The organism is Algoriphagus machipongonensis (assembly GCF_000166275.1).
GTDB classification, from domain to species: domain Bacteria; phylum Bacteroidota; class Bacteroidia; order Cytophagales; family Cyclobacteriaceae; genus Algoriphagus; species Algoriphagus machipongonensis.
Genome location: NZ_CM001023.1, coordinates 4,539,028 through 4,562,394 on the forward strand (window position 1 = coordinate 4,539,028; position 23,367 = coordinate 4,562,394).

The following is a 23,367-nucleotide window of genomic DNA, read 5'->3' on the forward strand; positions in this document are numbered from 1 at the left end:
TAGAAATGCTTCTTCAACACCCTTACCCATGATAACTCTAATTAGAAATGCCACTTTAATACTTTGCCTTGCTACTTTTTTGATTCCTCAGGCAATGGCCCAAAAGACCATACCTTCTCTTTTTATTACTCAAAAGCCTAAAACATCCGATCCCTTTTTAAAGGAGATTCATGGCGAGTTCTTGAAGGTTGCAGATGATATTTCAGAGTTACCTGCCCCAGCTAGACAGATGACTGGCAGGAGGCTTTTAAGCATTAGCAGAGCCTATTTGAAGCGAATTTCCTATTTGGCTTACGCCTATCAGCTGACTGGAGATGAAAAATATCTCAGAGCAACAGAAAAGTATCTTTTAGCGGCGGCGGCGTTCGAAGATTGGAACCCCTCCCATTTTCTCGATGTAGCAGAAATGACGATGGCTATGGGGATAGGATACGATTGGGTGCATGCTGACCTTTCACCCGAGTCATCAAAAATAATTAGAGAAGCCATTCTTGAAAAAGGGTTGAAACCTTCAATGGCGGAAGATTATTGGTGGATTACGACTACTAACAATTGGAACCAGGTTTGCCATGCTTCCTTGGCAATAGGCGCTTGGGCAATTGAGGAATTCTACCCAGAAATCTCCTCTGAAATTGTGGCTAGATCTAAGGAAAAAATTCGGATTCCTGAAGCCCAATACAACCCTGATGGGGTTTATCCAGAAGGGACTTCCTATTGGGAGTACGGCACCACGTTTCATGTACTTTTTCTAGACGCTTTTGAGAAAAAATTTCCTGATGTATCCGTTCCTGTTTCTGATGGTTTTCTAAATACCGGCAATTACTTTCTCCATGCACATGGGCCCACAGGAAGCTTTAATTATTCAGATTCCCGCCAAAATCAGGTGATGTCTGCAGGTATGTTTTGGTTTGCCTCTAAAACAAGTAATCCTAGTCTCTTAACGGACCAAGTACCTTTTTTACAAAAATTTGTAGATCAGGAAAAGCAGTTGAACCCAGAAAATAATGGGGATAGGTTTTTTGCCTTTCTATTGATCTGGCTTTCGGAAATGGAACTGGACAATATCCCTCAACCAGATCAACTTTCCTGGTCTGGAAGAGGCGAAAACCCCGTAAGCTTCCAGCGAAGTAGCTGGGATAAAAATGCCATTTATCTAGGCACCAAAGCAGGATCTCCTGAGGTAAGCCATGGCCATATGGATGTAGGAAGTTTTGTCATGGATGCCAATGGAGTACGATGGGCTATAGATCTAGGAATGAATAATTATAATTCTTTGGAATCGCAGGGAGTTAATATTTGGGATGGGAAACAGGACGGCGAACGATGGTCTGTATTTCGATACACAAACTACGCCCATAATACACTTTTGGTAGACAGTGCTTTGCAGGATATCCATGGAAAAGGAGAGATTATCAAAGTTAAGGATCGAAAAAAAATAAAATCGACTCGCGTGGACATCAGTTCTGTCTATTCTGAACAGTTAAAAAGTGCCATTAGGACAAACCTTATCCGAAAAAACAAAGAAGTCAGGATCATCGATCAAGTTCAAAATAATGAAGCCAATTCAACTATCCGATGGGCGATGATGACTTATGATTCTATTGAAATGCTGCAGGACAATGAATGTATCATTTCTCAAAATGGAGAAAAATTAAGGCTAAGGATTGTCTCTCCAAAAAACAGCACGCTCAAACAATATCCTGTCGACCCAACGGCTGCAGGCGAGGAAAAAAATGAGGGTTTGGTATTGCTTGGTTTTGAAACTGAATTGGCCCCTAAACAAAAACAAAAATTAGAAGTAAGGCTAATTCCAATCAATTGACCTTTTCGAACACTAAAAAGTGTTGGATTTTTAAAAACTTCCCGTTTTCCACCAATCGAAAACCATTATCCTCCAGTTCCTTCTTCGCTTGTCTTTCCGTCATTTTATGAAGTGGCTTGATGGGTATCGTAGGGTCTTCTCCCCGGTACTCCAAAAGGATAATTTTTCCATTTGGTTTCAAAGATTTCCAGATGGCTTGAAGCATCTCTTTTGGATAGGATAGTTCATGATAGACATCCACCATAATGGCTAGATCAATGGAGTTCAAGGGTAAATTTGGACCTTTTTCACCTCCTTTTATGGCCTCCACATTTTCAAATCCCAAGTCCGAACTTTTATCATTTAAATATTTTACTGCAGCCTCTTGAATATCTACAGCGTATACTTTCCCCTTTGGAACTTTTGGAGCGATTCGAAAAGTGTAATATCCTGATCCTGCCCCAATATCTGCCACCACACTGGAAGAATTAATCGGAAGCTTTTCAATCGCCAATGAAACATTCTCTTCCTCCTCTCTAGTATCTCGTTCCAGCCAATTTTTCCCAGCAAAGCCCATTACTTGAGAAATTTCTCTTCCCATAAAATACTTTCCCGTTCCATCCCGGCTTGGGTTTTTGAAGGTATATGTATCCTTTTGAGCTTGGCAAGAGATAAAAATGCCGCAGGCAAAAACAAAACTTAGTAAATATCTCATGAGGGATTTTTTTTTATACAACCGAATAATGGACGCACAGGTTTTCAAATAAATTGATTTCAGCTCCTAGGGCATTTTCGAAAGAAGGTTATTCAGGTCTTTTTAAAAAAATTTCAAATCATGATAGGGGTAAAATGGCTTTGACTTGTCTTATATAAAAACCCAATCAAACTATTATCTTGCAGGAACAGCTAATATGCCTCCATGCAATTAACGGATCAAATGATTTTTCAGTCGATTAAATCAGGTGATGAAAAAGCACTGGAGATGTTATTTAAAGAATATTATCAACCCTTATGTCGCTACGCCAACTCCTACCTCCCAGATCCTGATGAGGCTGAGGAAGTCGTACAGAGCTGTTTTATCAAGTTTTGGGAAAAGCGTGAAAAAATTGACATCCAGAGCTCTGTCAAATCCTACCTGTATCAAATCATTCGAAATGCCTGTCTGAATGAAATTAAACACCAGAGAGTCAAAAGGAATTACAGTGAAATGGTGATTCAAAAAGGGGAGGATTTTAGCGGGGCATCTGATGAGAAAACGATCCATGATGAATTGGAGGATAAAATCAGAAATGCCATCCAGAAATTACCCCAGCAATGCAGGGTCATTTTCACAATGAGTAGGTTTGAGGAATTGAAATACCAGGAAATAGCTGATCAGTTAAATATTTCCATTAAAACTGTGGAAAATCAAATGGGAAAAGCTTTGAAGATGATGCGTATTCAATTGCAGGAATACCTTCCATTTATCATCTTATTTATTCAGTTTTTAACAGAAAAATGAGAGATCAGGAAGAACTAAATATCGACAATCTAATCGCCAAATACATTGTAGGTGAGATCAGTCCTTCTGAAGAGAAAGAGCTGATGGACTGGTGTGCTCAATCTCCACAGAACCAAAAAACTCTGGATGATGAATTGTTGATTTTTAAAAGAGCTAACCTACCAAGTCAACAAAAATTTGATTCCGAAAAGGCTTGGCAGAAAATCCAACCGCAGATCCAAAAACCAAAAGCTGGAAAATCAGTCCTATTTCCAATATGGAGAATCGCAGCGGGCTTTGCCTTAATTGCAGCAATTTCTATTCTCATCTACCAGCAAATCAATGCTCCAAAAGAATTTGAGTATCTCAGTGCGAGTAATGTAGAAACCCAAGTCTTGCCTGATAATACCAGCATCTCACTAAATCGGGATTCGGAAGTTCAAGTGGCCTACAATGAGAGAAAGAAAACTGGCTTAATCAAGCTTAGCGGTGAATCTCTTATCACTATCCCTGAGACCAAAAAAGTTACTTGGCAAGTACAGGTAGACCAGCTTTTAATAGAAGATATAGGAACAGTATTTAATGTAAAAGCGTATCCCGACAGCCCAATTGTGGAAGTTTCAGTGCTCGAAGGATTGGTGAAAATGTATTTACCCAATCAAGAGGGCATAGAACTAAGTGCAGGTGAAAAAGGGATCTTTGATAAAAGCGACAATACATTTTCTAAAACCATCTCTGATCAAAATGTGGTTGCTTATGCCTCACGATCTTTCTCCTATAATAATGATGATTTGACTACTGTCATCAGCCAACTTAGTGAGGTTTATCAAAAAGATATTCGTCTGGAAGGGCCGATAGGAAATTGTAGGCTAACAGTGAATTTTGAAGAAGAGGAATTGAATACGATATTGATGATTATTTCCGAAACTTTAAATTTGGAACTTCAACAAGAAGGGGACGAATTCCTACTTTCAGGCACGGGTTGCAATTAATTTTTTAAGATGAAAAATGTTTTAACAAGGTACCTTTTTCCGGTATTCTTTTTTCTGGGATTTAGCCAAGCTGCTTTCTCCCAGCAGAATTCTTTACTTGAAAAAAACATCAGCATATCCGCTGAAAACGAACCCTTAGAACAGTTTTTAAATCGCCTTTCCAAAGAAATAGGTGGTGTGTTTTCCTATAGCCCTTCAGCATTGGATGTTTCATTGGATGTTTCTAAAAACTATGAAAACAACTCTTGTCGAGAGGTTTTAGAGGATGTCTTTAATGGGGAAGTAAATTACAAACAACGAGGTAATTACATTATTCTAACTCCAGCTCCATCCACAGACAAGGAAATCACTATCAGCGGCTATTTGGTGGATGAACAATCCGGAAATCGAATCAAAAATGCCACAGTTTATAACCCGATTACCCTGCAATCTTCCACCACGGATGAATTTGGTTTTTTTGAGTTTCAGATAAAAAATCCTGCAGAAGAAAACTTCCAATTGGTCATAAATAAAAAAGACTATGCAGATACCCTGATAGTGGATAATCAGAAATCCAGATTCAAGAAAATCTTCTTGAAAGCTGAGGGAGAAAATGTTGCCCCGATAGTTCAGAGCCTTACTGAACCCATGAAGAACTTCTGGATATGGACCAAAAACTCTGTGGGCTTCACCAACCTTGAAAACGTCCCTGATACGCTTGAAAGGGGCTTTCAGATGTCATTTGTTCCTTTCCTTGGAACCAATAGAAAGCTTTCAGGTTCTGTAGTTAATAACTTCTCCCTAAATATTTTAGGTGGTTTTTCCGGAGGCACAAACAAAGCAGAAATAGGTGGACTTTTTAACATCAACAGAAGAAATACGCAATATTTTCAAGTAGCAGGGTTATTCAATCAAGTGGGAGGAACTGTACGAGGATTGCAAATTGCCGGGCTTACCAATATAAATTTAGACACAGTCAGAGGAGTACAGTTTGCTGGAGTTTCGAACTTTAGCTCAGGGCCAGTGAAGGGATGGCAAACCGCAGGAGTTCTAAACATTTCTACTTCAGACATGGATGGATTACAACTAGCAGGAGTAGCAAATTACACGCATCATGATGTCCGAGGCGCCCAAATAAGCCCTGTCTTAAACATCGCTAGGAATGTCAAAGGCATGCAACTTGGCCTATTTAATTATTCAGATAGTATCTCTGGTACTCCTATTGGACTGATCAGTTTTGTAAGGAAAGGATACCATAAAGTCGAACTGTCAGCAGATGAGATTTTACCTTTAAATGTATCCCTTAGAACAGGTACAAGGGGATTCTACACCATGCTTTTTGCTGGAATGAGACCTGAAAAAGCAGACTCAGTTACCTGGGCTTTTGGCTACGGGATAGGTAGCTCGCCAAGACTTGCCAATAAGCTTTTCCTGAATGTGGAGCTAAGTTCGCAACAACTCATCAAAGGAAATATTCAGGCTTTAAACTTAATCAACAGGGGATTCATTGGCCTGGATTATCAGTTGGCCAAGGGGATTGGAGTTTTTGCAGGGCCAAGCATCAATTTGAGGGTATACGATAATTCTTTTACAGATCATCCGGAATTATTCACTTACTCATCGCCCAAAATCATCTCAGAAGAAGATTATACAGATGGTTTCAAAAGTCAATTATGGTGGGGCTGGAGAGCAGGAATACGCTTTTTCTAAAAATTTTAATTTTTTTCAATTTTTCATAGGGGTCGTTTGAATTTCGATTGTCTTAGAATCGAAATCTAATCCAAGACTATGAAAACGTTTAACAAATTAATCGGGGCTTTCTTACTATTTACCCTGAATCCACTATCGGGAATTTCACAAACAACAAATGACAATGAAGCTGGAATTTCTACCAGTAATTTCCAAATATCTATTGTCCCTTATTTAGGAACCAACGGCACTCGCTCAGGAACCACTATCAATGATTATTCTTTTAACCTTTTTGGTGGCTACTCAGCAGGAACCAATAAACTAGAGATGGCTAGTTTATTCAATATCAATCGATATGATGCCAAGCATGTACAATTAGCTGGCTTATTTAATCAAGTAGGTGGCAAATTCAACGGAGTTCAACTCGCTGGCTTAGTGAATTCAAGTTTAGATTCTGTTCAAGGCCTTCAAGGGGCTGGGCTAGTCAATTTCACAGCTACTGGATTAAGAGGTGCTCAGATGGCAGGTCTGGTAAACTTTTCCGGGCAGCAAGCACATGGATTCCAAGCTGCTGGGCTAATCAATTTCTCAGGAAAAGAATTCAATGGTTTTCAAGGAGCTGGTCTTGGAAACTTTGCTATAGGTGATGTCCATGGCACGCAGGCTGCAGGGTTGATCAATTTTACTCCAAAAGACCTCCATGGTGTACAGATAGCAGGAATTTTGAACTTTGCTAGAAATGTTCATGGATCCCAAATAGGACTAATTAATTACTCAGATAGCACTTCTGGAGCACCTATTGGATTGATTAGTTTTGTAAAATCAGGTTATCATAAAATAGAGCTTAGCACTAATGAAAACCTTCCTATCAATTTTGCTTTCCGCACCGGAACCAGAAGCTTTTATAATATCGTCATGGTTGGTTTTCGTCCAGAATTTACCGAGTTCACCACTTGGGCATTCGGATACGGAATAGGAACATCTCCCAGACTAGGGAAAAAGTCCTTCTTAAATATTGAACTCAGTTCCGAACAACTTAATCGCGGAAATGTAGAAGCTCTCAATATGATCAATCGCCTGCATGTTGGTTTAGACTTACAGGTTGCTAAAAAGTTTGGGATTTTCGCAGGCCCAACGCTTAACTATCGATTGTACGAAAACAACTATGACCGTCATCCTGACTTATTTATTTACGACGGTTTCAAAGTCATCTCCGAAGGCACTTATAAATACAACTCAGACCTTGGAGGCCAATTATGGTGGGGCTTCCGCGCAGGTTTAAGATTCCTATAAACACATTCATTCTACATCTTTCTTTCACTGAGAATTACTCAGAATGGAAGACCCATGTCTAAAAATTGAAATGCTATGAATTCTCTTTTCAAAATCTATCTCTTTTTATGTCTGTTCTTGATTCAAATATCCGCTCAAGCGCAGGAAATAAGTCAAACGGTTCGGGGGAAAATTGTTGACCAGGTCAGCAAATCACCCCTGATAGGTGCTTCTATTATGATTCTCAACACAGATCCTTTGATCGGAGGAGTCACCAATGAATTGGGAGAATTCAAGCTTCAAAATGTACCCCTGGGTCAGCATTCTTTACGCGTAAGTTATGTTGGATACCAAGAGTCTATCTTGCCAAACGTACAAGTAAACTCAGGGAAAGAGGTTGTATTAGAGGTCTTCATGGAAGAAGACATCACACAGATTCAAGAATTTGTAGTGACTGCTACAGAAAAAGATAGAACTATCAATGATATGGTGGTGGTCAGCGGTAGAACATTTTCGGTTGAGGAAACAAAAAAGTTTGCTGCTGCTGTTAACGACCCAGGCAGAATGGCTGCCTCCTTTTCAGGTGTGGTGAGTACTGATGATGGCAATAACAACATTTCTATTCGAGGAAATAGTCCAAATGGATTACTTTGGAGAATGGAGGGAATAGAAATTCCCAACCCAAATCATTTCATTAACCCAGGGAGTTCGGGCGGTGGTGTATCTATCTTAAGTGCTCAACTTCTATCCAATTCAGATTTCCTAACAGGAGCTTTTCCTGCTGAATATGGGAATGCCCTTTCGGGAGTTTTCGACCTAAATCTGAGAAAAGGAAATAATGAAAATCAAGAGTATACTTTCCAAGCTGGATTTCTAGGTATAGACGTAGCTGCGGAGGGTCCTATTGCCAAGAATTACCGGGGTTCATATTTGGTCAACTACCGATATTCCACGCTTTCACTTTTATCAAAACTTGGGTTACCCTTAGGAGATTTTGCAACCAATTTCCAGGATCTTTCCTTCAATATTTATCTTCCTACTAGTGCTAAAAGCAGTTTTTCAATATTTGGCTTCGGTGGGCTTAGTGACCAAGATAGTGAGGCGGAATCAGATTCATTGAAATGGGAGAGCGATGGCGACAGGTACAGCTCTAATTTCCTTTCCAATACTGGAGCAATTGGGTTAAAACATTCTTTGACTGTAAACAAGTCAAATTTCCTTCAATCCACTATCCTGTTTTCTGGCAATACCATTGAATTCAATGAGTTTAGATTAAATCAGGAAATAGTCAATGAGAATCGCTATCAAGAGCAGTTTGGCAATTCTAAAATAACTCTGAGTACGGTCTTGAATTCTAAATTATCTGCAAGATCCAGTCTGCGAACAGGCATTTATCTCAACCAGCTATATTATAATTTGTATCAAAACAATTATGATGAAGACCAGGGAATCATGGTACGTGAGATTGACTCTAAAGGCAATACACAAAGTATTCAGGCTTTCTCACAATGGAATTATAAGGCAAATGACCGTCTTACGTTGAATGTTGGTTTGCATTATTTGGAGCTACTTCTGAATCATTCAAGATCTATTGAGCCCAGGCTGAGCGCTTCCTATGAACTCGATGAGGTACAACGAATTAATTTCGGGTATGGCCTGCACAGTCAGATCCAACCATTGGGAACCTATCTTGCAGAGCAAGAAGTGAATGGTACCATTTTACTTCCAAATGAAAACCTTGATTTTAGTAAATCGCATCATTTTGTCTTGGGTTATGACCGTTCCCTCAATCCTTTCCTACGATTAAAGCTAGAAGCCTATTATCAGCATTTATTCCAAATTCCAATCAAGGAAGGGGTTGATGAGACTTATTCTATTATCAACCAGCAATGGACATTTGCTACAGATCCATTGATCAATGAAGGGTTTGGAAAAAATTATGGTGTAGAGCTGACTTTGGAGCAATTCACCAATAATAACATGTACTTCCTGCTTTCAACCTCACTCTATAATTCGCTTTATAAGACTCAGGAAAACGTCTGGAGAAATACTCGGTACAATGGGAATTTGAACGTCACATTTACAGGAGGAAAAGAATTTGCCTTGAAAAAAATCGAGCCTTAGGAATCAACCTTCGGGCAATCTATGGAGGGGGCTTTAGGACGAACCCAATCCTTTTGGATGAATCCATTGAAGCAGAAGAAACTGTTTTTGATGAGAACCGAGCCTTTGAAGAGCAAAACCCTGCTTATTTCAGAACTGATTTGAGAATCAGCCTGAAGAAAAATAAACCAAAATCAACTCGCACCTGGGCTTTGGACATACAAAACGCGACCAACAGAAAAAATGTCTATGGAAGCTATTATGATCCAACAGAAGGAGAGATCATGACTTCTTATTTGACTCCATTAATCCCGATCCTTAGTTATCGAGTAGAGTTCTAAAAATAAATGCCTGGCCTAATGAAATTTCCTCATTAGGCCGGGTATTTCCTTGCTCCTCTAACTCAATTCTTTCTTAAGAATTTTACCTGTTGCGGACATGGGTAAAGCATCCAAAAACTCGATAATCCTTGGGTATTTATATGATGCAATATGTGCTTTCGTCCATGAAATCAACTCCTCTTCACTAATATCAAAACCATTATTGCGTACCACACAAGCTTTTATTTCTTCACCTAAGCTTTCAGCAGGAACACCTATGACAGCTACCATCGATACCGCCTCATGCTTCATCATCACTTCCTCGATCTCTCTAGGGTAAACATTCAAGCCCTTCCTGATGATCATATCCTTAGTCCGGTCCACAATGAAAAAGAACCCATCCTCATCTTTTATGGCGACATCCCCTGAATACAACCAGCCATCCTGAATGGTTTTTTCGCTAGCTTCTAGATTATTGTAATATCCTTTCATCACATTATGCCCGCGATAGATTAATTCACCCTTCTCTCCTACAGGAAGTTCTTTTCCCTCTTCATCCACTATTTTAACTTCTACTCCCCAGATTGGAACCCCAACTGATCCTGCCTTGGTCCCAAACTCTTTTTGGTTAAAAGTCACCACAGGAGACCCTTCAGACATACCGTACCCTTCTAAAATATCTACATTAAATTTTTTCTTAAAATTTTCCAGAACATTGACGGGCAAAGCAGCTCCTCCTGAAACACAAGTTTTTAAATTCTTTGCGATACCTTTTAGGTCAAATTGTTCTCCCTCAAAATTCAATAACCCCCAATACATGGTAGGAACCCCAGCAAAAATGTTTACCTGATGTTTTTGCATCAAACCAAAAACCTGGGATGCATCAAACCTAGGTAATAATACGCTGGTTGCACCGACATAGAGTCCTGCATTCATTAATACCGTCATAGCAAAAATGTGAAAGAGAGGCAATACGATGAGTTGGGTATCTTCCTTTTCCAAAGAGAGGATTTTCACCGAAAGCATCGCATTCAGCAATAAATTAGAATGTGATAACTCAGCTCCCTTTGGCTTACCCGTGGTACCAGAGGTATAAATAATAAGTGCTGTATCATCCGATTTTGTGACTACCGTAGAAAAAACAGGAGGTTCATCTTTCATCAGCATCCCTAAAGCCTTAACCCCATCAATAGGTGAAGGATCGGACATTTGGGGGCTGATTACAATAAATTGTTCACAACAATCAGTGTTGCAGAATCCCTCATAGCCCTCTTTTGCCATGGGCAAGTCTGGAGTCCCCTCAAAACAAAAGTAGGCTTTCGCACCTGAGTTTTGAAGATGATATTCTATTTCATCATGTTTGAGTAGCACGGAGAGCGGAACAACAATGGCTCCTGCTTTTAAAATCCCGAAATAGACCATTGGGAAATAAGGTAAATTAAGACAGCTTAGTGCTACTCGATCACCTTTTTTGATTCCTAATTTTTGAATGCTGTTTGCTATTTGATTGGCCGCTCCATTTATCTGAGCAAAAGTCAAGCGCTTATCCATAAAAATAAAGGCGTCCTTATTGGGATATTTCCGAGCACTCTCTTCCAACAATACTGAAAGATTCATCATGATTCTATCGATTAGATGGGTGTAATGTTAAATTCTTAGGCACTACATCAATCTAACTATTTTTTAGCTTTTTATAACGATTCAAGTCAATCAACCTATTAGTCTGGAAGCGCGAAAGCCACATAAGAATCTCCACTTTTGGTCCCTTTTCCCCCTCCACAAGCGATCACAAGGAATTGTTTGCCATCATATTCATACATTGCTGGGGTAGCATGCCCTGCCGCTGGCAACTTAGCTTCCCAAAGCTTTTCTCCCGTTTCCTTGTCAAAGGCTCTGATTTTCTCATCCTTCGTCGCAGCAATAAAAAGTAGACCTCCTGCTGTTACCACTGGACCTCCATAATTTTCAGTCCCAGTAGGCTCAAACCCTTGTGCGCTTAATGAATTAATCTCACCCAAAGTGACTTGCCATTTTTTCTTGCCGGTATTCATATCAATGGCTGTTAATAAGCCCCAAGGTGGATTGGAGCCATAAACCCCATCTTTCGTTAGCAATTTTTTATATCCATTCATATAGTACCCAGGGGCTAAAGGAACATTCTCTCCCTCCATATCCTTTTTATCACCTTCCTCCAAATTTTTACCAAGTAAAAAGGCTGTTAAAATCTTTCTATTTTCTTCACTAATATGATCAAAAGCGGGCATAGCCCCTCTTCCTTTTATAATCAATTGATTCAAAGAATCTTGGGAGTACTTTTCAGCAAGCCCTATTAATGAAGGTATTGCAGGCAAATCCCCTTTTCGTGAAAGCCCATGACAATTACCACAGTAACTGCTGTAGATAGATTGCCCAACATTCTCAAATTCAGCATTGGGTGTCATCTCAATAAGCCATGGGATCTGATTGGCATTCACATATAATGTTTGATTACTTGGATCAAAAGAAGCCCCGCCCCATTCACCGCCACCATCCATTCCTGGAAATAAAATAATTCCATGCTCCGAGCTTGGTGGAGCCCAGGTATCACCATACTGAACATTCACCAACTGACTTCTAATATCTTCTTCCCATTCTGGTTTTAAACTCAAAATATCGGAGTCCTCAAAAGTCATGTTCATAAATGGCTCTGGCAATGTTGGGATCGGCTGTGTGGCAGAAGTAATCTCACCAGGCAAATTGGATTGAGGGACATTGGTCTCTACAATAGGCCAGATGGGTTCACCAGATTCTCGATCAAAAACATAGGTCATCCCCTGCTTTGAAATCTGAGCTACCGCATCAATCCATTCTCCCTCTTTCTGTATTCTTATGAGGTTAGGATTGGCAGGAAAATCCCTATCCCAAACATCATGATGAACCGCCTGAAAATGCCATATTCTCTCTCCGGTATTAGCATCTAAAGCCACTAAGGAATTTGCATATAAGTTGTCTCCGGTTCTATATCCACCCCAGAAATCATAGGTGGCAGAACCAGTAGGGACGAAGACGATTTCTCTTTTTTGATCGACTACCATTCCTGCCCAATTATTGGCCCCTCCAATTTTCTGAATAAACTCCGAGTCCCAGGTATCATAGCCGAATTCACCTTTTTGAGGGATGGTATGAAAAATCCATTCTCTTTTACCAGTTTTCACATTATAGGCCCGAATATGGCCTGGGGCAGCATCCAGCCCCTCAGAAAGCCGCATCCCAATGATGATCTTATCCTTGAAAATTACTCCCGGAGCATTGGCTACAATCAAAAAATCGTCTCTATCGGTATCTAAATTTTTCCTTAGATCCACTTTACCTCCATCTCCAAATTCAGAAATAGGATTACCTGTCAAAGCATCTACCGCCATCAACCAGTTTCCAGCCCCAAAAAGGATTCTTTTATCTTCTGCTTCTGCCCAATAACTCACACCACGATTTGTTCCTGCCCAAGAATTTTCTCCTCCTAAAATATCAAATGGATCAAATCGCCAAATTTCTTTGCCTGTTGCTGCGTCCAAAGCAAAAACATCAAGTGATGGGCTGGTACCATACAAAATGCCATCAATCACGATCGGTTGACACTGGATTTGGGATCTTTCTGTCGCATCGCCTGTATGGTAAACCCAAGCTTGTGCAAGTTGACTTACATTATCCTTGTTGATTTGTGTTAAAGATGAATAACGGGAACCATCTTCCGGACCTCCATAATGTGACCAATCTGTATAATCAATATTATTTTCTTCGGACGTACATGCAATAAGAAAAAATAGAAATACCAGAAAGCTTGAAGGAATTACTTTCATATTCTTGGGTTTAAGGAAATTGATTCTAAAAATATCGGCTTTTTTAAAGCCCCTTCAAAATCCTAAGGTCTACTTCACATAAGTAAAATCAAGGGGGTCAGGAAAGTGGAACTCAAAACCTGTACTAAGAAGCTTTTCTGGAGAAATCAATCGGTCCTCGCCCTCCTTTGGCGGAGCATAACTTTTAGGAGGCTTTATGCCCAGTTCATGAGAGTTTTTTTCATAAATCTCTTTTCTAACTGCATGAACTGGAGCAACAGCATTGAAGGTTTTTCCCCAAAGTTCCTCCTCTAGAATCCATGCCATAACCCTGACAGCATCCTCTTGATGAATAAAATTAACTCGGGTATGTCCGACCACCTGATCTTTTCCTGAAAAGTATCTTCCAGGAATCCTGTCCACACCTAATAACCCTCCAAACCTGATGATGGTGGTATCGAAATTATTTTCACTTAAGACCATTTTTTCTGCGGTAAGCAAGGTAGGATTACCTGCATTTTCCTTCGTCAGAACAAAATCCTCTGTATAAGTCATTCCATTTTTTTCGGATGGATAAACTCCTGTGCTGGAAACAAAAACAACTTTTTTTACCTCAGATTTGCCCAGCATACTCATTAGGTATTTCAATTGTTCTATGTAAAAACCTGATGACTGAGAACGGGATTTGGGGGGTATGTTAATCACCATATATTCAGCTTCAAAAAGCTTTTGAAACCCTTCGCCTTTGGGAAAAGGATCCAATTGAAATTGAATAGCTGATATCCCTGCCTCTTGTAAAGAAGCACACTTCGCCTTGCTTGTGGTACTCCCACAAACTTCCCAATTTCTATCTTGTAAAAAATTAGCCAGGGGAAGTCCAATCCATCCTAGGCCTATAACTGCAACTTTCTTCATTTGTTTCGAATAAAAAAAACCTCCTTTTATGGGAGGTTTTTCAATGTTTATTTTTTTGGCATGGTCCCGAGAAGAATATCCCAAAGTGGAGTGCTTACCCCAAAGGCCACATCAGGATCTTTATAATGGTGAATAGCATGATTCACCCATAGAACCTTCATAAAGTTTTTTGGTGGAGCTAGTGCATGAACCAAATAATGGAACCCAAGGTAACTAGCATATCCAAATAAGAATCCTGGAAGAAAATACAAAGCATAATCTCCCATGATCAAGGTAAATACAAGATAAAATATAGCGGCATAGGCAGCCGATACAAAAGGAGGCATTGCTAATCTGTACTTATCTTTTGGATAATCGTGATGTACTCCATGAACCGTATACTGAAGTTTATCTTTCACAGGATTGCTTGGCTCCATATGGAAAAAATGCTTGTGCATCATATATTCCACAAAGGTGAAAGCGATATATCCGATGACAGTAATTATCAAGCCAATGCCCAAGCCAATACTTGTGGTGGTTAAGGCATAGTAAAATGAAACTCCGGCAAATACCAAGAACATGGAAATGGGAACCAAAATATTCGTTCTTGTCAACCATTCCAGAAATGGATTGGTAAACATTCTTGCAGTACCAAAATTGTCAGGTTTATCTAGTCTTCCAATCTTTTTCATGCGATGTTGTATAATATCTATTTTAAAGTACTCCAGGTAAAAATCTCCCTGTCGAGTTACAAAGTTAACCTATTTGAATTATTTGGAAGATTATTTAGTCCCCAATAATTCAAGAAATTATCAAATCTGTGCTAAAGTGCTCTCTATTGTCTTCTGATAATAAGACACATATAAAGGTAAAATTGCGGAAATATCAAATTCCTTGGCTCTTGCTAAGGCTTTTCTCTTAAATATTGGGAGATTATTATCGTCCAAAATAAACAATGCTTTTTCTTTCATATCCTGAACATCCCCGATTTGGCAAACAAATCCCGTTTCTCCGCTGATGTTTAGCTCAGGAATCCCACCGGCATCTGAGGATAAAATAGGCACCTCGCATGCCATGGCTTCTAATGCCGCAAGCCCAAAACTTTCTTTCTCAGAAGGCATCATAAACAAATCTGCTACGGAAAGCACTTCCTCCACAGCTTCTAATTTACCTAGAAACCTCACATCATCGCAGGTACCAAGTTCACGACAAAGACGCTCCATCTTATCTCTTTCAGGGCCATCACCTACAAGTAGTAATTTAACTGGAATTTCCTTCCTAACCTCATAGAAAACCCGAATAACATCTTCTACTCGCTTGACTTTCCTGAAATTAGATGTGTGAACTAACAGCTTTTCTCCCTGTGGGCAAATAGCTAGTTTAAAATGTTCCTTCTTTTGCTTTTTGAAGCGCTCTAAATCAATAAAATTGGGAATGACATGAATGTCTCTTTTGATATCGAAATGCTGAAAAGTCTCTTTTCTTAAATCCTCAGAAACTGCAGTAACACCATCCGATTGATTGATACTGAAAGTCACTACTGGCTCATAGCTAGGATCTTTCCCTACTAAGGTGATATCTGTACCATGAAGGGTAGTCACGACGGGAATTTGAATCCCTTCCTCTTTTAATATTTGTTTGGCCATATAGGCTGCAGAGGCATGTGGAATAGCATAATGCACATGCAGTAGATCTAATTCCTCATATTTCACCACTGAAACCATCTTACTAGCTAATGCCAATTCGTATGGGGCATGCTCAAATAAGGGATAACTTTTTATGTCTACCTCATGGTAAAATAGATTCTCGCTAAAGAAATCTAATCTAGTGGGTTGCCTGTACGTGATGAAATGTACCTCATGCCCAATTTTTGCGAGACCTTTTCCCAGTTCTGTCGCTACTACTCCGCTACCCCCAAATGTAGGGTAACAAACAATGCCTATTTTCATATTTCAGATGGTGTCGGTGTTTAAACCTGATTTTAAACACGTTTTGGGTTTACTTTTGTTCAAATTATGAATTTTAAATATAAAAAATGTCCTAATTAGAAAACCCCACCCGCTTTTTGGCTCTGATTTTCATATAGATACACCCTAGATCCGGGGTAAATAAAAATTAAAAAAAATCAGATTTTTATACTCTCATGATATCAAAACAGGGGATTAGTAGCAATTTTTATAATAATATGCTTAATTATAATTTTTTAGGTCATTAATCAAATCCACCTTTCATTGAATCAAAAACCGAAAATAAAACTGCTGGAAGCCATGTCCATAGGAATAGGCGGTATGGTGGGTGGAGGAATCTTTGCGGTTTTGGGCTTAGCAGTCTCTCTATCAAAAGGAGCCACCCCTATTGCTTTTTTAGTGGCAGGGATAATAGCATTGATTACCTCCTACAGCTATGTACATTTATCTCTTACTTTTCCGGATAGAGGAGGAACTGTCAAGTTTATTAATGAAGGCTTTGGGAAAACGGTCTTTAGCGGCGGAGTAAACAATCTTTTATGGGTGAGTTACATCATTATGCTTTCCTTATATGCATCAGCATTTGGCTCATATGCACCTAATTTATTTTCGATTACAGGAGATCAAAATTTAGACTCCCATATCTATTCAAGCGCAGTGATTATCCTCGCCACTATTATCAATTACTATAGCGTTAAGGTGGTGGGTGAAATTGAATCTTTTGCAGTATTTGTCAAATTACTGATACTTATTGGCTTTGTTGGAATTGGCTTTTATGGCCTTTTTGGAAACGAAAACCTATCCCAACTTTCACCTGATCAATGGGAAAACACTTTTCAAATTCTCGGTGGGGGAATGGTGATTTTCGTTGCTTATGAGGGCTTTGAATTGATAGCAAATGCCGCCCCTGACATCGATTCACCTAAAAAGAATATTCCCAGAGCTTTTTATTATTCAATTGGCTTCGTCATCCTTTTATATGTCACCATTGCAATAGTTACTGTAGGGTCATTGCCTTTTTCTGAAATTGCGAAAGCCGAAGATTACGTTTTAGCTGAGGCTGCTAAACCCATGTTAGGTAAAATAGGCTTCACCATCATAACCATTGCAGCTTTGATTTCCACTTTTTCTGCCATAAATGCCTCCCTTTACGGGGGAAGCCGAGTGAGTTATGAGATTGCAGAAGATGATGAACTTCCACATGCTTTGACTTTCCAGTTATGGAATCAACCGGTGGGATTATTAATCACCGCAATACTGACTCTCCTTATGTGTAATACGGTGGAATTGGAAAGCATTTCCATATCAGGCAGCATAGGATTCCTCATGATATTTGCTTTCGTCAATTTCTCAGGCTTTAAACTATCTGATCAAACATCCGGAAATAAAATCATCCCATTGATCGGTTTTATCCTTTGTTCCTTAGCCACGATTACATTGATTTACCAACAGCTTCAATCGAATAAAACAGGGATAATTATCGCTGGCTCCATTGTATTCACATGTTTTATAATCGAGGGAGTCTACAAAAAATCAAAGTCCTATCGAAGGAAATATCCTGAAGGAAAGTAGTCTTACTTTTTACCCATTGCTTGGTAGATAATATCGTGAATGTCTGTTCGGATTCCTTCTCTTAATAACTTGGTATTAGTGGCATCTGGGTAAACGCGATTGGAAAGAAAAACATAGATGAGATCATTTTCAGGGTCTGCCCAAACACAGGTTCCAGTAAATCCAGTATGGCCAAAAGTGCTTTTTGGAGCTAAATCTCCTGCAGAGCCACCTTTCCCCATATCGACTTCAGGCTTATCCCAACCCCAGCCACGTCTACTCACTTTAGATTGCCTTTTTGTAAATGCCTCCACTGTCTCTGGCTTGATTAAAGCTACATCCCCATAACTCCCTTTGTTGAGCATCATTTGCATCATGACCGCCAGATCATTCGCCGTTCCAAACAAACCAGCATGCCCAGCTACGCCACCAAACATGGCTGCTCCCGGGTCATGAACATAGCCTCGAACCAATCTTTTTCTAAATGCCACATCATCTTCCGTAGGAGCAATGTTATCTAAAGGCATTTTTTCATAAGGTAGGAATGTCAAGGTATTTAAGCCTAAAGGAGCATAGAAGTTTTGATCCAAAAATTCATTTAATGGCTGATTTACTATGTTTTCTACCACCGCCTGCATCAGATACATGGTAAGGTCTGAATAAACATATTTATATCGACTTCCACTTTTTCTCTGCAACTTTGATTTCACAGTCCAGTGCCAAATGCTGTCTCTTAAATCATCTCTGGCAAACATATCATTAGAAACTGGTCTAGTAAAGCCAGCCTCACCTTTAGGCTTGTAATAATCACCTCTCCACATGCCGTTTTGAACAGTCTTGACATAATGTGGAATATAAGCAACTAAGCCTGCCTCATGAGTCATTACATCTTTTAAAACCAAATTGGCTTTATTGGTACCCTTTAATTCTGGGACGTAATCACCCAGCGTTTTATTCATGTCCAATTCCCCTCGACTTTCCAAAAACATGACTGCTTGGGTAGTCGCTAGGACCTTGGTGATAGAGGCTAAATCATAAACGGTTTCTGAATTTACCTTGGGACTATTTTTATACTCTAAAGTTCCATACGAACGTTCAAAAACAACTTTACCATTTTTGACAACTAGCACATTGGCTCCAGGGGTAGCCTGCATTTGGATTGCTTTTTCTGCCACCTCATCTATTTGGTCAAGGATTTTACTGTCTAGGCCCTCACTTTCCGGACTCCCATAAGACAACCTATTCGATCCCTGCAAATAGCCTCCTACTCCTTGAGAGAATTGATCACTTACAGTTACCGGCAAAATCCCCTGAGCAGGTCTGCCTCCGAATAAAACCTGAGGAACAAGCTCTTGGGTCATATCATTATTTTCATAAGCAAAGACCAAATGATCCAGCCCTTCTAAATATTGGGCCCCATAAGCATTGCCAAATAAGGAAACGACTACATTTTGCCTCTTACTTAAATCTCTTAGCAAGTCCACATCTGCGGGAGCAATTCCGAATTTCCTCCTTGGACTATTGGAAATACCCATTAAGCCTACCACCACTACATCATAGTCTTCCAACTTTTTCATGATGTTGTAATGTGTGCTTTGGTCTGCAGCCTTCTTGATAGAAAAATGCTCAAACTCCGTGTATTTTGATAGGTACTTTTGGAATTCCTCTCCATCATCCCCAATAGTCAAGCTGGCGAATTTCTTCATGTCAAGCTGTCTGAAAGGAATTAAATCATCCTTATTGACAGCCACAGTCATAGCATCAGCATAAAGCTCTTCTATAATTTCACCCGTTTCTGGAGTATTCAATCTTTTGACAAGATCCTTGGTATTGATGGGGTGATAATCATTTAACCCAGCCCAATATTTAGCTTTCAATACCTTTTTGACTCTTCTGTCAATTTCGGATTCAGAGATGACACCGTCTTCTACTGCGCTTTTGATCATTGCCTTGGCTTTCGGCACATCTTGTGAATAGAGAAGGATATCATTTCCCGCAAGCAATGCTTTTAGATCCACCTCACCTGGGGAATTGGTATTAGCTACTCCTCGCATATTCAAAGCATCGGTAAAAATCAAGCCTTGGAAATTCATCCTATTTTGAAGTAAATCTGTCACCACTTTCTTGGAAAGACTTGTGGCCATGTCGGCACGGGAATCCAGACTGGGGATATTGAGATGCGCTACCATCACAGACATCAGGTTTTCTCTGAAAAGTTCTTGGTAAGGATAAAGATCCACATCCCAAATTCTCTGTTCAGGATTTTTAATGACCGGTAAAGAATAGTGGCTATCCACCTCAGTATCTCCATGACCAGGGAAATGCTTGGCATTGGCAATTACCCCATGGTCTTGAAGCCCTTTCATATAAGAAACAGCTCTCTGTGCCACCAATTTTTTGTTTTCTCCAAAAGCTCTGTACCCAATCACTGGATTATCTGGATTAGAATTGACATCTACCACAGGAGCGAAATTGATATGCATGCCCAGTTCTTTAAATTGCCTGGCCATTTCGGTCCCCATCTGATAGATCAAATCTGTATCCTGAACTGCCCCCAAAGTCATTGCTTTTGGAAAATCAGGTATAGAATCGAGACGCATGCTGATACCCCATTCGGCATCCATCGCTATGAAAAGAGGTGTTTTTGATTGTGCTTGATAATAATTGGTTAGACGAGCTTGTCGATCTGGCCCTCCTTGGAAAAAAATTAAGCCTCCCAGATTTTCATTCTTTACCAACTCAGAAATTTCATTGACATGCCGCTGGTCTTTATTGGAGTAGGCAGCCACCATAAAAAGTTGTCCCAGTCGCTCGTCAAATGTAAGATTTTGAAAAACAGAATCTACCCAACTAATTTGTCTATTTACATCCTCACTAAGTAATGGATCCTCAACGGCCACCATCCTATCTGACCTTCCAGAAGAAAATAAAATTGCTATAAATCCAACGGTCAAAACCCTCCAAAGCTTCATGCCCATTACCGAGTAAAATTTTTAATCCTTAACTTTTAAAATAAATTTGTGAAAACGGCCAGCTGATAATTTCGTTTTAAAGATTTCAGCACCTTTGTTCCTGGGCCGTTATCTGGTCATTATGTGGAACAAAAGGAAAATTAAAGATAGAAAAGATCAGGCAACATTGATCAGCAAATTCGTTGAAATAACGAAGAAATTTGATAGCTGGTTCTGATTCTTGAACTTAATCCTCAATTATAGCTTTACCATAACGTAAAGCCTACAGAAAACATATAAAGTCATGAAATTTCCATCCATATTCCGTACGGCCAGCCCAATGCGCTTCGATATTAAGCCCAGGTACTATGATCCAGTCAAGGAGGAAATAGACCAAAGAACTTCTCGTATTAAGCAAGAACTAAAAGCTGAAGGAGTACTTTCTGATGAGGATTCTGAAAACAAAATTTCCTACCAATCAGGAATTCGTGGAGCATTCGCTCAGCACAAGGGGATGAAAGAAAGATCAAGCAACCCCTTTACCTCCACAGGAATGATCCGATCATTTATCTTTTTCCTGCTGCTTGGTAGTTTAGGAGGGTATATTTACATAGGCCCCGTAATTTTTGAATACTTACTTTACCTTACTGCGATAGTCGCAGGGATTTATTTTTTCTTTAGGCTAAAACCAAAAAGAAAAAATGAGTGATGTCATTCAGTTACTTCCTGATGCCATTGCCAACCAGATCGCCGCAGGGGAGGTAGTACAAAGACCCGCCTCTGCTCTTAAAGAGCTTTTAGAGAACTCTATTGATTCCGGAGCTACCAAAATCCAAGTGGTGGTAAAAGATGCTGGCAAACAATTGATTCAAGTTATTGATAATGGGAAAGGTATGTCTCCAACAGATGCGAGAATGAGCTTTGAGAGACATGCCACCTCAAAAATCCGTTCGAGTAAAGATCTTTTTTCTATCCGAACTTTCGGATTTCGAGGAGAAGCTTTAGCCTCTATTGCTGCCGTAGCCCAAGTGGAGTTAAAAACAAAGCCTGCAAATGCTGACCTTGGAACATTAATTCAAATTGAAGGTTCCGAAATCAAAAATCAGGAACCCATTGCAGCTACCGAAGGAACTTCAGTATGTATGAAAAATTTATTTTTCAACGTACCTGCCAGACGTAATTTTCTAAAATCGAATCCAGTAGAAATGCGTCATTTGGTGGATGAATTCCAACGAGTGGCTCTATCCTACCCTGAAATCTCTTTTTCCTTATATCAACAGGATCTGGAGATGTTTAATTTACTTCCAGGCAAACTTAGCCAGCGGATAGTAGGGTTATTTGGCAAAAACTACCAGGGTCAGTTAGTTCCATGCGAAGAATTAACCCCCCATATCAATATCAAGGGTTACATTGGAAAGCCGGAAAATGCCAAAAAGACCCGTGGGGAACAGTTTTTTTTCGTCAACAACCGGTACATAAAAAGTAGCTATTTAAACCATGCGGTTTCGAATGCTTTTGAAGGTTTAATTCAATCCGACCAACATCCTTTTTATGTGCTATTCCTAGAGATTGACCCTTCTCACATCGATATCAATGTCCACCCGACTAAGACGGAGATAAAGTTTGATGATGAGCGCACAGTATATGCTGTCATCAGATCTGCAGTAAAACAGGCTTTGGGAGCTCATCATGTAGTCCCTTCTTTAGACTTTTCCTTTGACGTGAATTATACAGAAAACTGGGATAAAAATCCTGAGAAAAAGGAACAGGTAGACCGCGAGTATAGCTACAAAAGCTATAATACTCCCGAGTTTAAAAAGTCAAGTGCTTCGGGATGGGAAAAGCTATTTGAAGGAAATACTCCCCAAAAAACCCAAGAGCAGCCAAGAGACGAGAATGAAGAAGAGCCTGAAGTATTGACTTTCCCAAGCCGAGTAAATCCGGAAGAGAGTCAGGATTTTTTCCCGAAAATTTCGGTTGAAGAATCTACCGGCACTACTTTCCAAGTAGAGCTTTCTTACATCGTCGCCCAACTATCCACGGGAATGTTGATCCTTGACCAGCAAATAGCACATGAGCGCATACTTTATGAACGCTATACCAAGCAATTAAACTCTGCCCAAGGCCCATCTCAGCAATGTCTCTTTCCTCCAACCGTAGTATTAAGCGCCTCAGATTTTGCCTTAGTCATGGATATTTTACCAGAGCTGCATAGCCTTGGCTTTATGGTTTCTGAGTTTGGGAAAGATACTATTATCATACAAGGTGTCCCTGCTGACATTCAACCTAAAAGTGAAAAAGACCTTTTTGAAAGCCTTTTGGAACAATTTAAAAACTTCAAAAACGAGCTTTCTATAGATAAAAGAGAAAATCTTGCACGGTCTTTGGCACGCAAATCATCCTTAAAAAGAGGACAAAAATTAACTCCACAAGAGATGGAAACCCTCGTTGGGCAACTTTTTGCCTGTCAAAATCCAAATTATGGACTTTCGGGGAACAAAACTTTCGTAAAATTGGATTTATCCAGCATCCACTCCTTCTTCGGAAAATAGC

Annotated in this window: 17 protein-coding genes; 10 read left to right on the forward strand and 7 right to left on the reverse strand. The window is 39.7% G+C overall.

The annotated features are described in order from the left end of the window. The first annotated feature begins 28 nt into the window (after positions 1 to 28). Positions 29 to 1,822, forward strand: a complete 1,794-nt coding sequence (locus tag ALPR1_RS19220; protein ID WP_008203179.1) for a heparinase II/III domain-containing protein — start codon at positions 29 to 31, stop codon at positions 1,820 to 1,822. Here ALPR1_RS19220 and ALPR1_RS19225 read toward each other — a convergent pair. Then, positions 1,815 to 2,516, reverse strand: coding sequence for a class I SAM-dependent methyltransferase (locus ALPR1_RS19225; protein WP_008203180.1), 702 nt, complete (start codon positions 2,514 to 2,516; stop codon positions 1,815 to 1,817). The genes ALPR1_RS19220 and ALPR1_RS19225 overlap by 8 nt on opposite strands. Before the next feature lie 204 nt (positions 2,517 to 2,720). Here ALPR1_RS19225 and ALPR1_RS19230 point away from each other — a divergent pair, with 204 nt between their 5' ends. The 6 genes from ALPR1_RS19230 (at position 2,721) to ALPR1_RS21040 (ending at position 9,657) form a co-directional block, all read left to right on the forward strand. Continuing rightward, positions 2,721 to 3,302 (forward strand): RNA polymerase sigma-70 factor, encoded by a 582-nt coding sequence (locus ALPR1_RS19230; protein ID WP_008203182.1) that lies wholly within the window; start codon positions 2,721 to 2,723, stop codon positions 3,300 to 3,302. Further along, positions 3,299 to 4,273, forward strand: a complete 975-nt coding sequence (locus tag ALPR1_RS19235) for a FecR family protein (protein WP_008203184.1) — start codon at positions 3,299 to 3,301, stop codon at positions 4,271 to 4,273. The genes ALPR1_RS19230 and ALPR1_RS19235 overlap by 4 nt, the downstream gene beginning before the upstream one ends. Positions 4,274 to 4,282: 9 nt before the next feature. Further along, entirely contained in the window at positions 4,283 to 5,962 is a 1,680-nt protein-coding gene (locus tag ALPR1_RS19240; protein WP_008203187.1) for a hypothetical protein, read from the forward strand. Positions 5,963 to 6,040: 78 nt separating this feature from the next. Next, entirely contained in the window at positions 6,041 to 7,234 is a 1,194-nt protein-coding gene (locus ALPR1_RS19245; RefSeq protein WP_008203189.1) for a hypothetical protein, read from the forward strand. 75 nt (positions 7,235 to 7,309) lie between these two features. Then, a complete protein-coding gene (locus ALPR1_RS19250; protein WP_237701598.1) occupies positions 7,310 to 9,337 on the forward strand; it encodes a TonB-dependent receptor in 2,028 nt (675 codons plus the stop codon). 53 nt (positions 9,338 to 9,390) lie between these two features. Then, on the forward strand, positions 9,391 to 9,657 hold the full coding sequence (locus tag ALPR1_RS21040) for a hypothetical protein (protein WP_237701599.1): 267 nt from the start codon (positions 9,391 to 9,393) through the stop codon (positions 9,655 to 9,657). 57 nt (positions 9,658 to 9,714) lie between these two features. Here the strand turns inward: ALPR1_RS21040 and ALPR1_RS19255 are convergent, their stop codons facing one another. The 5 genes from ALPR1_RS19255 to bshA form a co-directional block, all read right to left on the reverse strand. Continuing rightward, positions 9,715 to 11,256: a long-chain-fatty-acid--CoA ligase gene (locus ALPR1_RS19255; protein ID WP_008203190.1), complete on the reverse strand. Its 1,542-nt coding sequence runs from the start codon at positions 11,254 to 11,256 to the stop codon at positions 9,715 to 9,717. A gap of 98 nt (positions 11,257 to 11,354) precedes the next feature. After that, on the reverse strand, positions 11,355 to 13,472 hold the full coding sequence (locus tag ALPR1_RS19260; protein WP_008203192.1) for an outer membrane protein assembly factor BamB family protein: 2,118 nt from the start codon (positions 13,470 to 13,472) through the stop codon (positions 11,355 to 11,357). Between the two features lie 69 nt (positions 13,473 to 13,541). Further along, positions 13,542 to 14,366, reverse strand: a complete 825-nt coding sequence (locus ALPR1_RS19265) for an NAD(P)-binding domain-containing protein (protein WP_008203194.1) — start codon at positions 14,364 to 14,366, stop codon at positions 13,542 to 13,544. A 47-nt stretch (positions 14,367 to 14,413) separates the two neighbouring features. Further along, on the reverse strand, positions 14,414 to 15,037 hold the full coding sequence (locus ALPR1_RS19270; RefSeq protein WP_008203195.1) for a sterol desaturase family protein: 624 nt from the start codon (positions 15,035 to 15,037) through the stop codon (positions 14,414 to 14,416). Positions 15,038 to 15,157: 120 nt separating this feature from the next. Continuing rightward, positions 15,158 to 16,294, reverse strand: a complete 1,137-nt coding sequence (bshA, locus tag ALPR1_RS19275; RefSeq protein ID WP_008203198.1) for an N-acetyl-alpha-D-glucosaminyl L-malate synthase BshA — start codon at positions 16,292 to 16,294, stop codon at positions 15,158 to 15,160. A gap of 282 nt (positions 16,295 to 16,576) precedes the next feature. Here bshA and ALPR1_RS19280 point away from each other — a divergent pair, with 282 nt between their 5' ends. Beyond that, positions 16,577 to 17,884 (forward strand): APC family permease, encoded by a 1,308-nt coding sequence (locus ALPR1_RS19280; RefSeq protein ID WP_008203200.1) that lies wholly within the window; start codon positions 16,577 to 16,579, stop codon positions 17,882 to 17,884. Positions 17,885 to 17,886: 2 nt separating this feature from the next. Here ALPR1_RS19280 and ALPR1_RS19285 read toward each other — a convergent pair whose 3' ends face one another. After that, a complete protein-coding gene (locus ALPR1_RS19285) occupies positions 17,887 to 20,841 on the reverse strand; it encodes a glycoside hydrolase family 3 N-terminal domain-containing protein (RefSeq protein WP_008203203.1) in 2,955 nt (984 codons plus the stop codon). Between the two features lie 277 nt (positions 20,842 to 21,118). Here ALPR1_RS19285 and ALPR1_RS19290 point away from each other — a divergent pair, with 277 nt between their 5' ends. Together ALPR1_RS19290 and mutL are read left to right on the forward strand one after the other, a co-directional pair. After that, positions 21,119 to 21,523, forward strand: coding sequence for a hypothetical protein (locus ALPR1_RS19290; protein ID WP_040303035.1), 405 nt, complete (start codon positions 21,119 to 21,121; stop codon positions 21,521 to 21,523). Further along, a complete protein-coding gene (gene mutL, locus ALPR1_RS19295) occupies positions 21,516 to 23,366 on the forward strand; it encodes a DNA mismatch repair endonuclease MutL (RefSeq protein WP_008203205.1) in 1,851 nt (616 codons plus the stop codon). The genes ALPR1_RS19290 and mutL overlap by 8 nt, the downstream gene beginning before the upstream one ends. Position 23,367 lies beyond the last annotated feature (1 nt).

What these genes read in the sequence shown, in the direction of transcription:
- ALPR1_RS19250 (WP_237701598.1), top strand. Translation starts at nt 7,310, where the DNA reads ATGAATTCTCTTTTCAAAATCTATCTCTTTTTATGTCTGTTCTTGATT.
- ALPR1_RS19290 (WP_040303035.1), top strand. Translation starts at nt 21,119, where the DNA reads ATGAAATTTCCATCCATATTCCGTACGGCCAGCCCAATGCGCTTCGAT.
- ALPR1_RS19285 (WP_008203203.1), bottom strand. Translation starts at nt 20,841, where the DNA reads ATGGGCATGAAGCTTTGGAGGGTTTTGACCGTTGGATTTATAGCAATT.
- ALPR1_RS19230 (WP_008203182.1), top strand. Translation starts at nt 2,721, where the DNA reads ATGCAATTAACGGATCAAATGATTTTTCAGTCGATTAAATCAGGTGAT.
- ALPR1_RS19255 (WP_008203190.1), bottom strand. Translation starts at nt 11,256, where the DNA reads ATGATGAATCTTTCAGTATTGTTGGAAGAGAGTGCTCGGAAATATCCC.
- ALPR1_RS19265 (WP_008203194.1), bottom strand. Translation starts at nt 14,366, where the DNA reads ATGAAGAAAGTTGCAGTTATAGGCCTAGGATGGATTGGACTTCCCCTG.
- ALPR1_RS19260 (WP_008203192.1), bottom strand. Translation starts at nt 13,472, where the DNA reads ATGAAAGTAATTCCTTCAAGCTTTCTGGTATTTCTATTTTTTCTTATT.
- ALPR1_RS19220 (WP_008203179.1), top strand. Translation starts at nt 29, where the DNA reads ATGATAACTCTAATTAGAAATGCCACTTTAATACTTTGCCTTGCTACT.
- ALPR1_RS19245 (WP_008203189.1), top strand. Translation starts at nt 6,041, where the DNA reads ATGAAAACGTTTAACAAATTAATCGGGGCTTTCTTACTATTTACCCTG.
- ALPR1_RS19225 (WP_008203180.1), bottom strand. Translation starts at nt 2,516, where the DNA reads ATGAGATATTTACTAAGTTTTGTTTTTGCCTGCGGCATTTTTATCTCT.
- bshA (WP_008203198.1), bottom strand. Translation starts at nt 16,294, where the DNA reads ATGAAAATAGGCATTGTTTGTTACCCTACATTTGGGGGTAGCGGAGTA.
- ALPR1_RS19270 (WP_008203195.1), bottom strand. Translation starts at nt 15,037, where the DNA reads ATGAAAAAGATTGGAAGACTAGATAAACCTGACAATTTTGGTACTGCA.
- ALPR1_RS19235 (WP_008203184.1), top strand. Translation starts at nt 3,299, where the DNA reads ATGAGAGATCAGGAAGAACTAAATATCGACAATCTAATCGCCAAATAC.
- mutL (WP_008203205.1), top strand. Translation starts at nt 21,516, where the DNA reads ATGAGTGATGTCATTCAGTTACTTCCTGATGCCATTGCCAACCAGATC.
- ALPR1_RS19240 (WP_008203187.1), top strand. Translation starts at nt 4,283, where the DNA reads ATGAAAAATGTTTTAACAAGGTACCTTTTTCCGGTATTCTTTTTTCTG.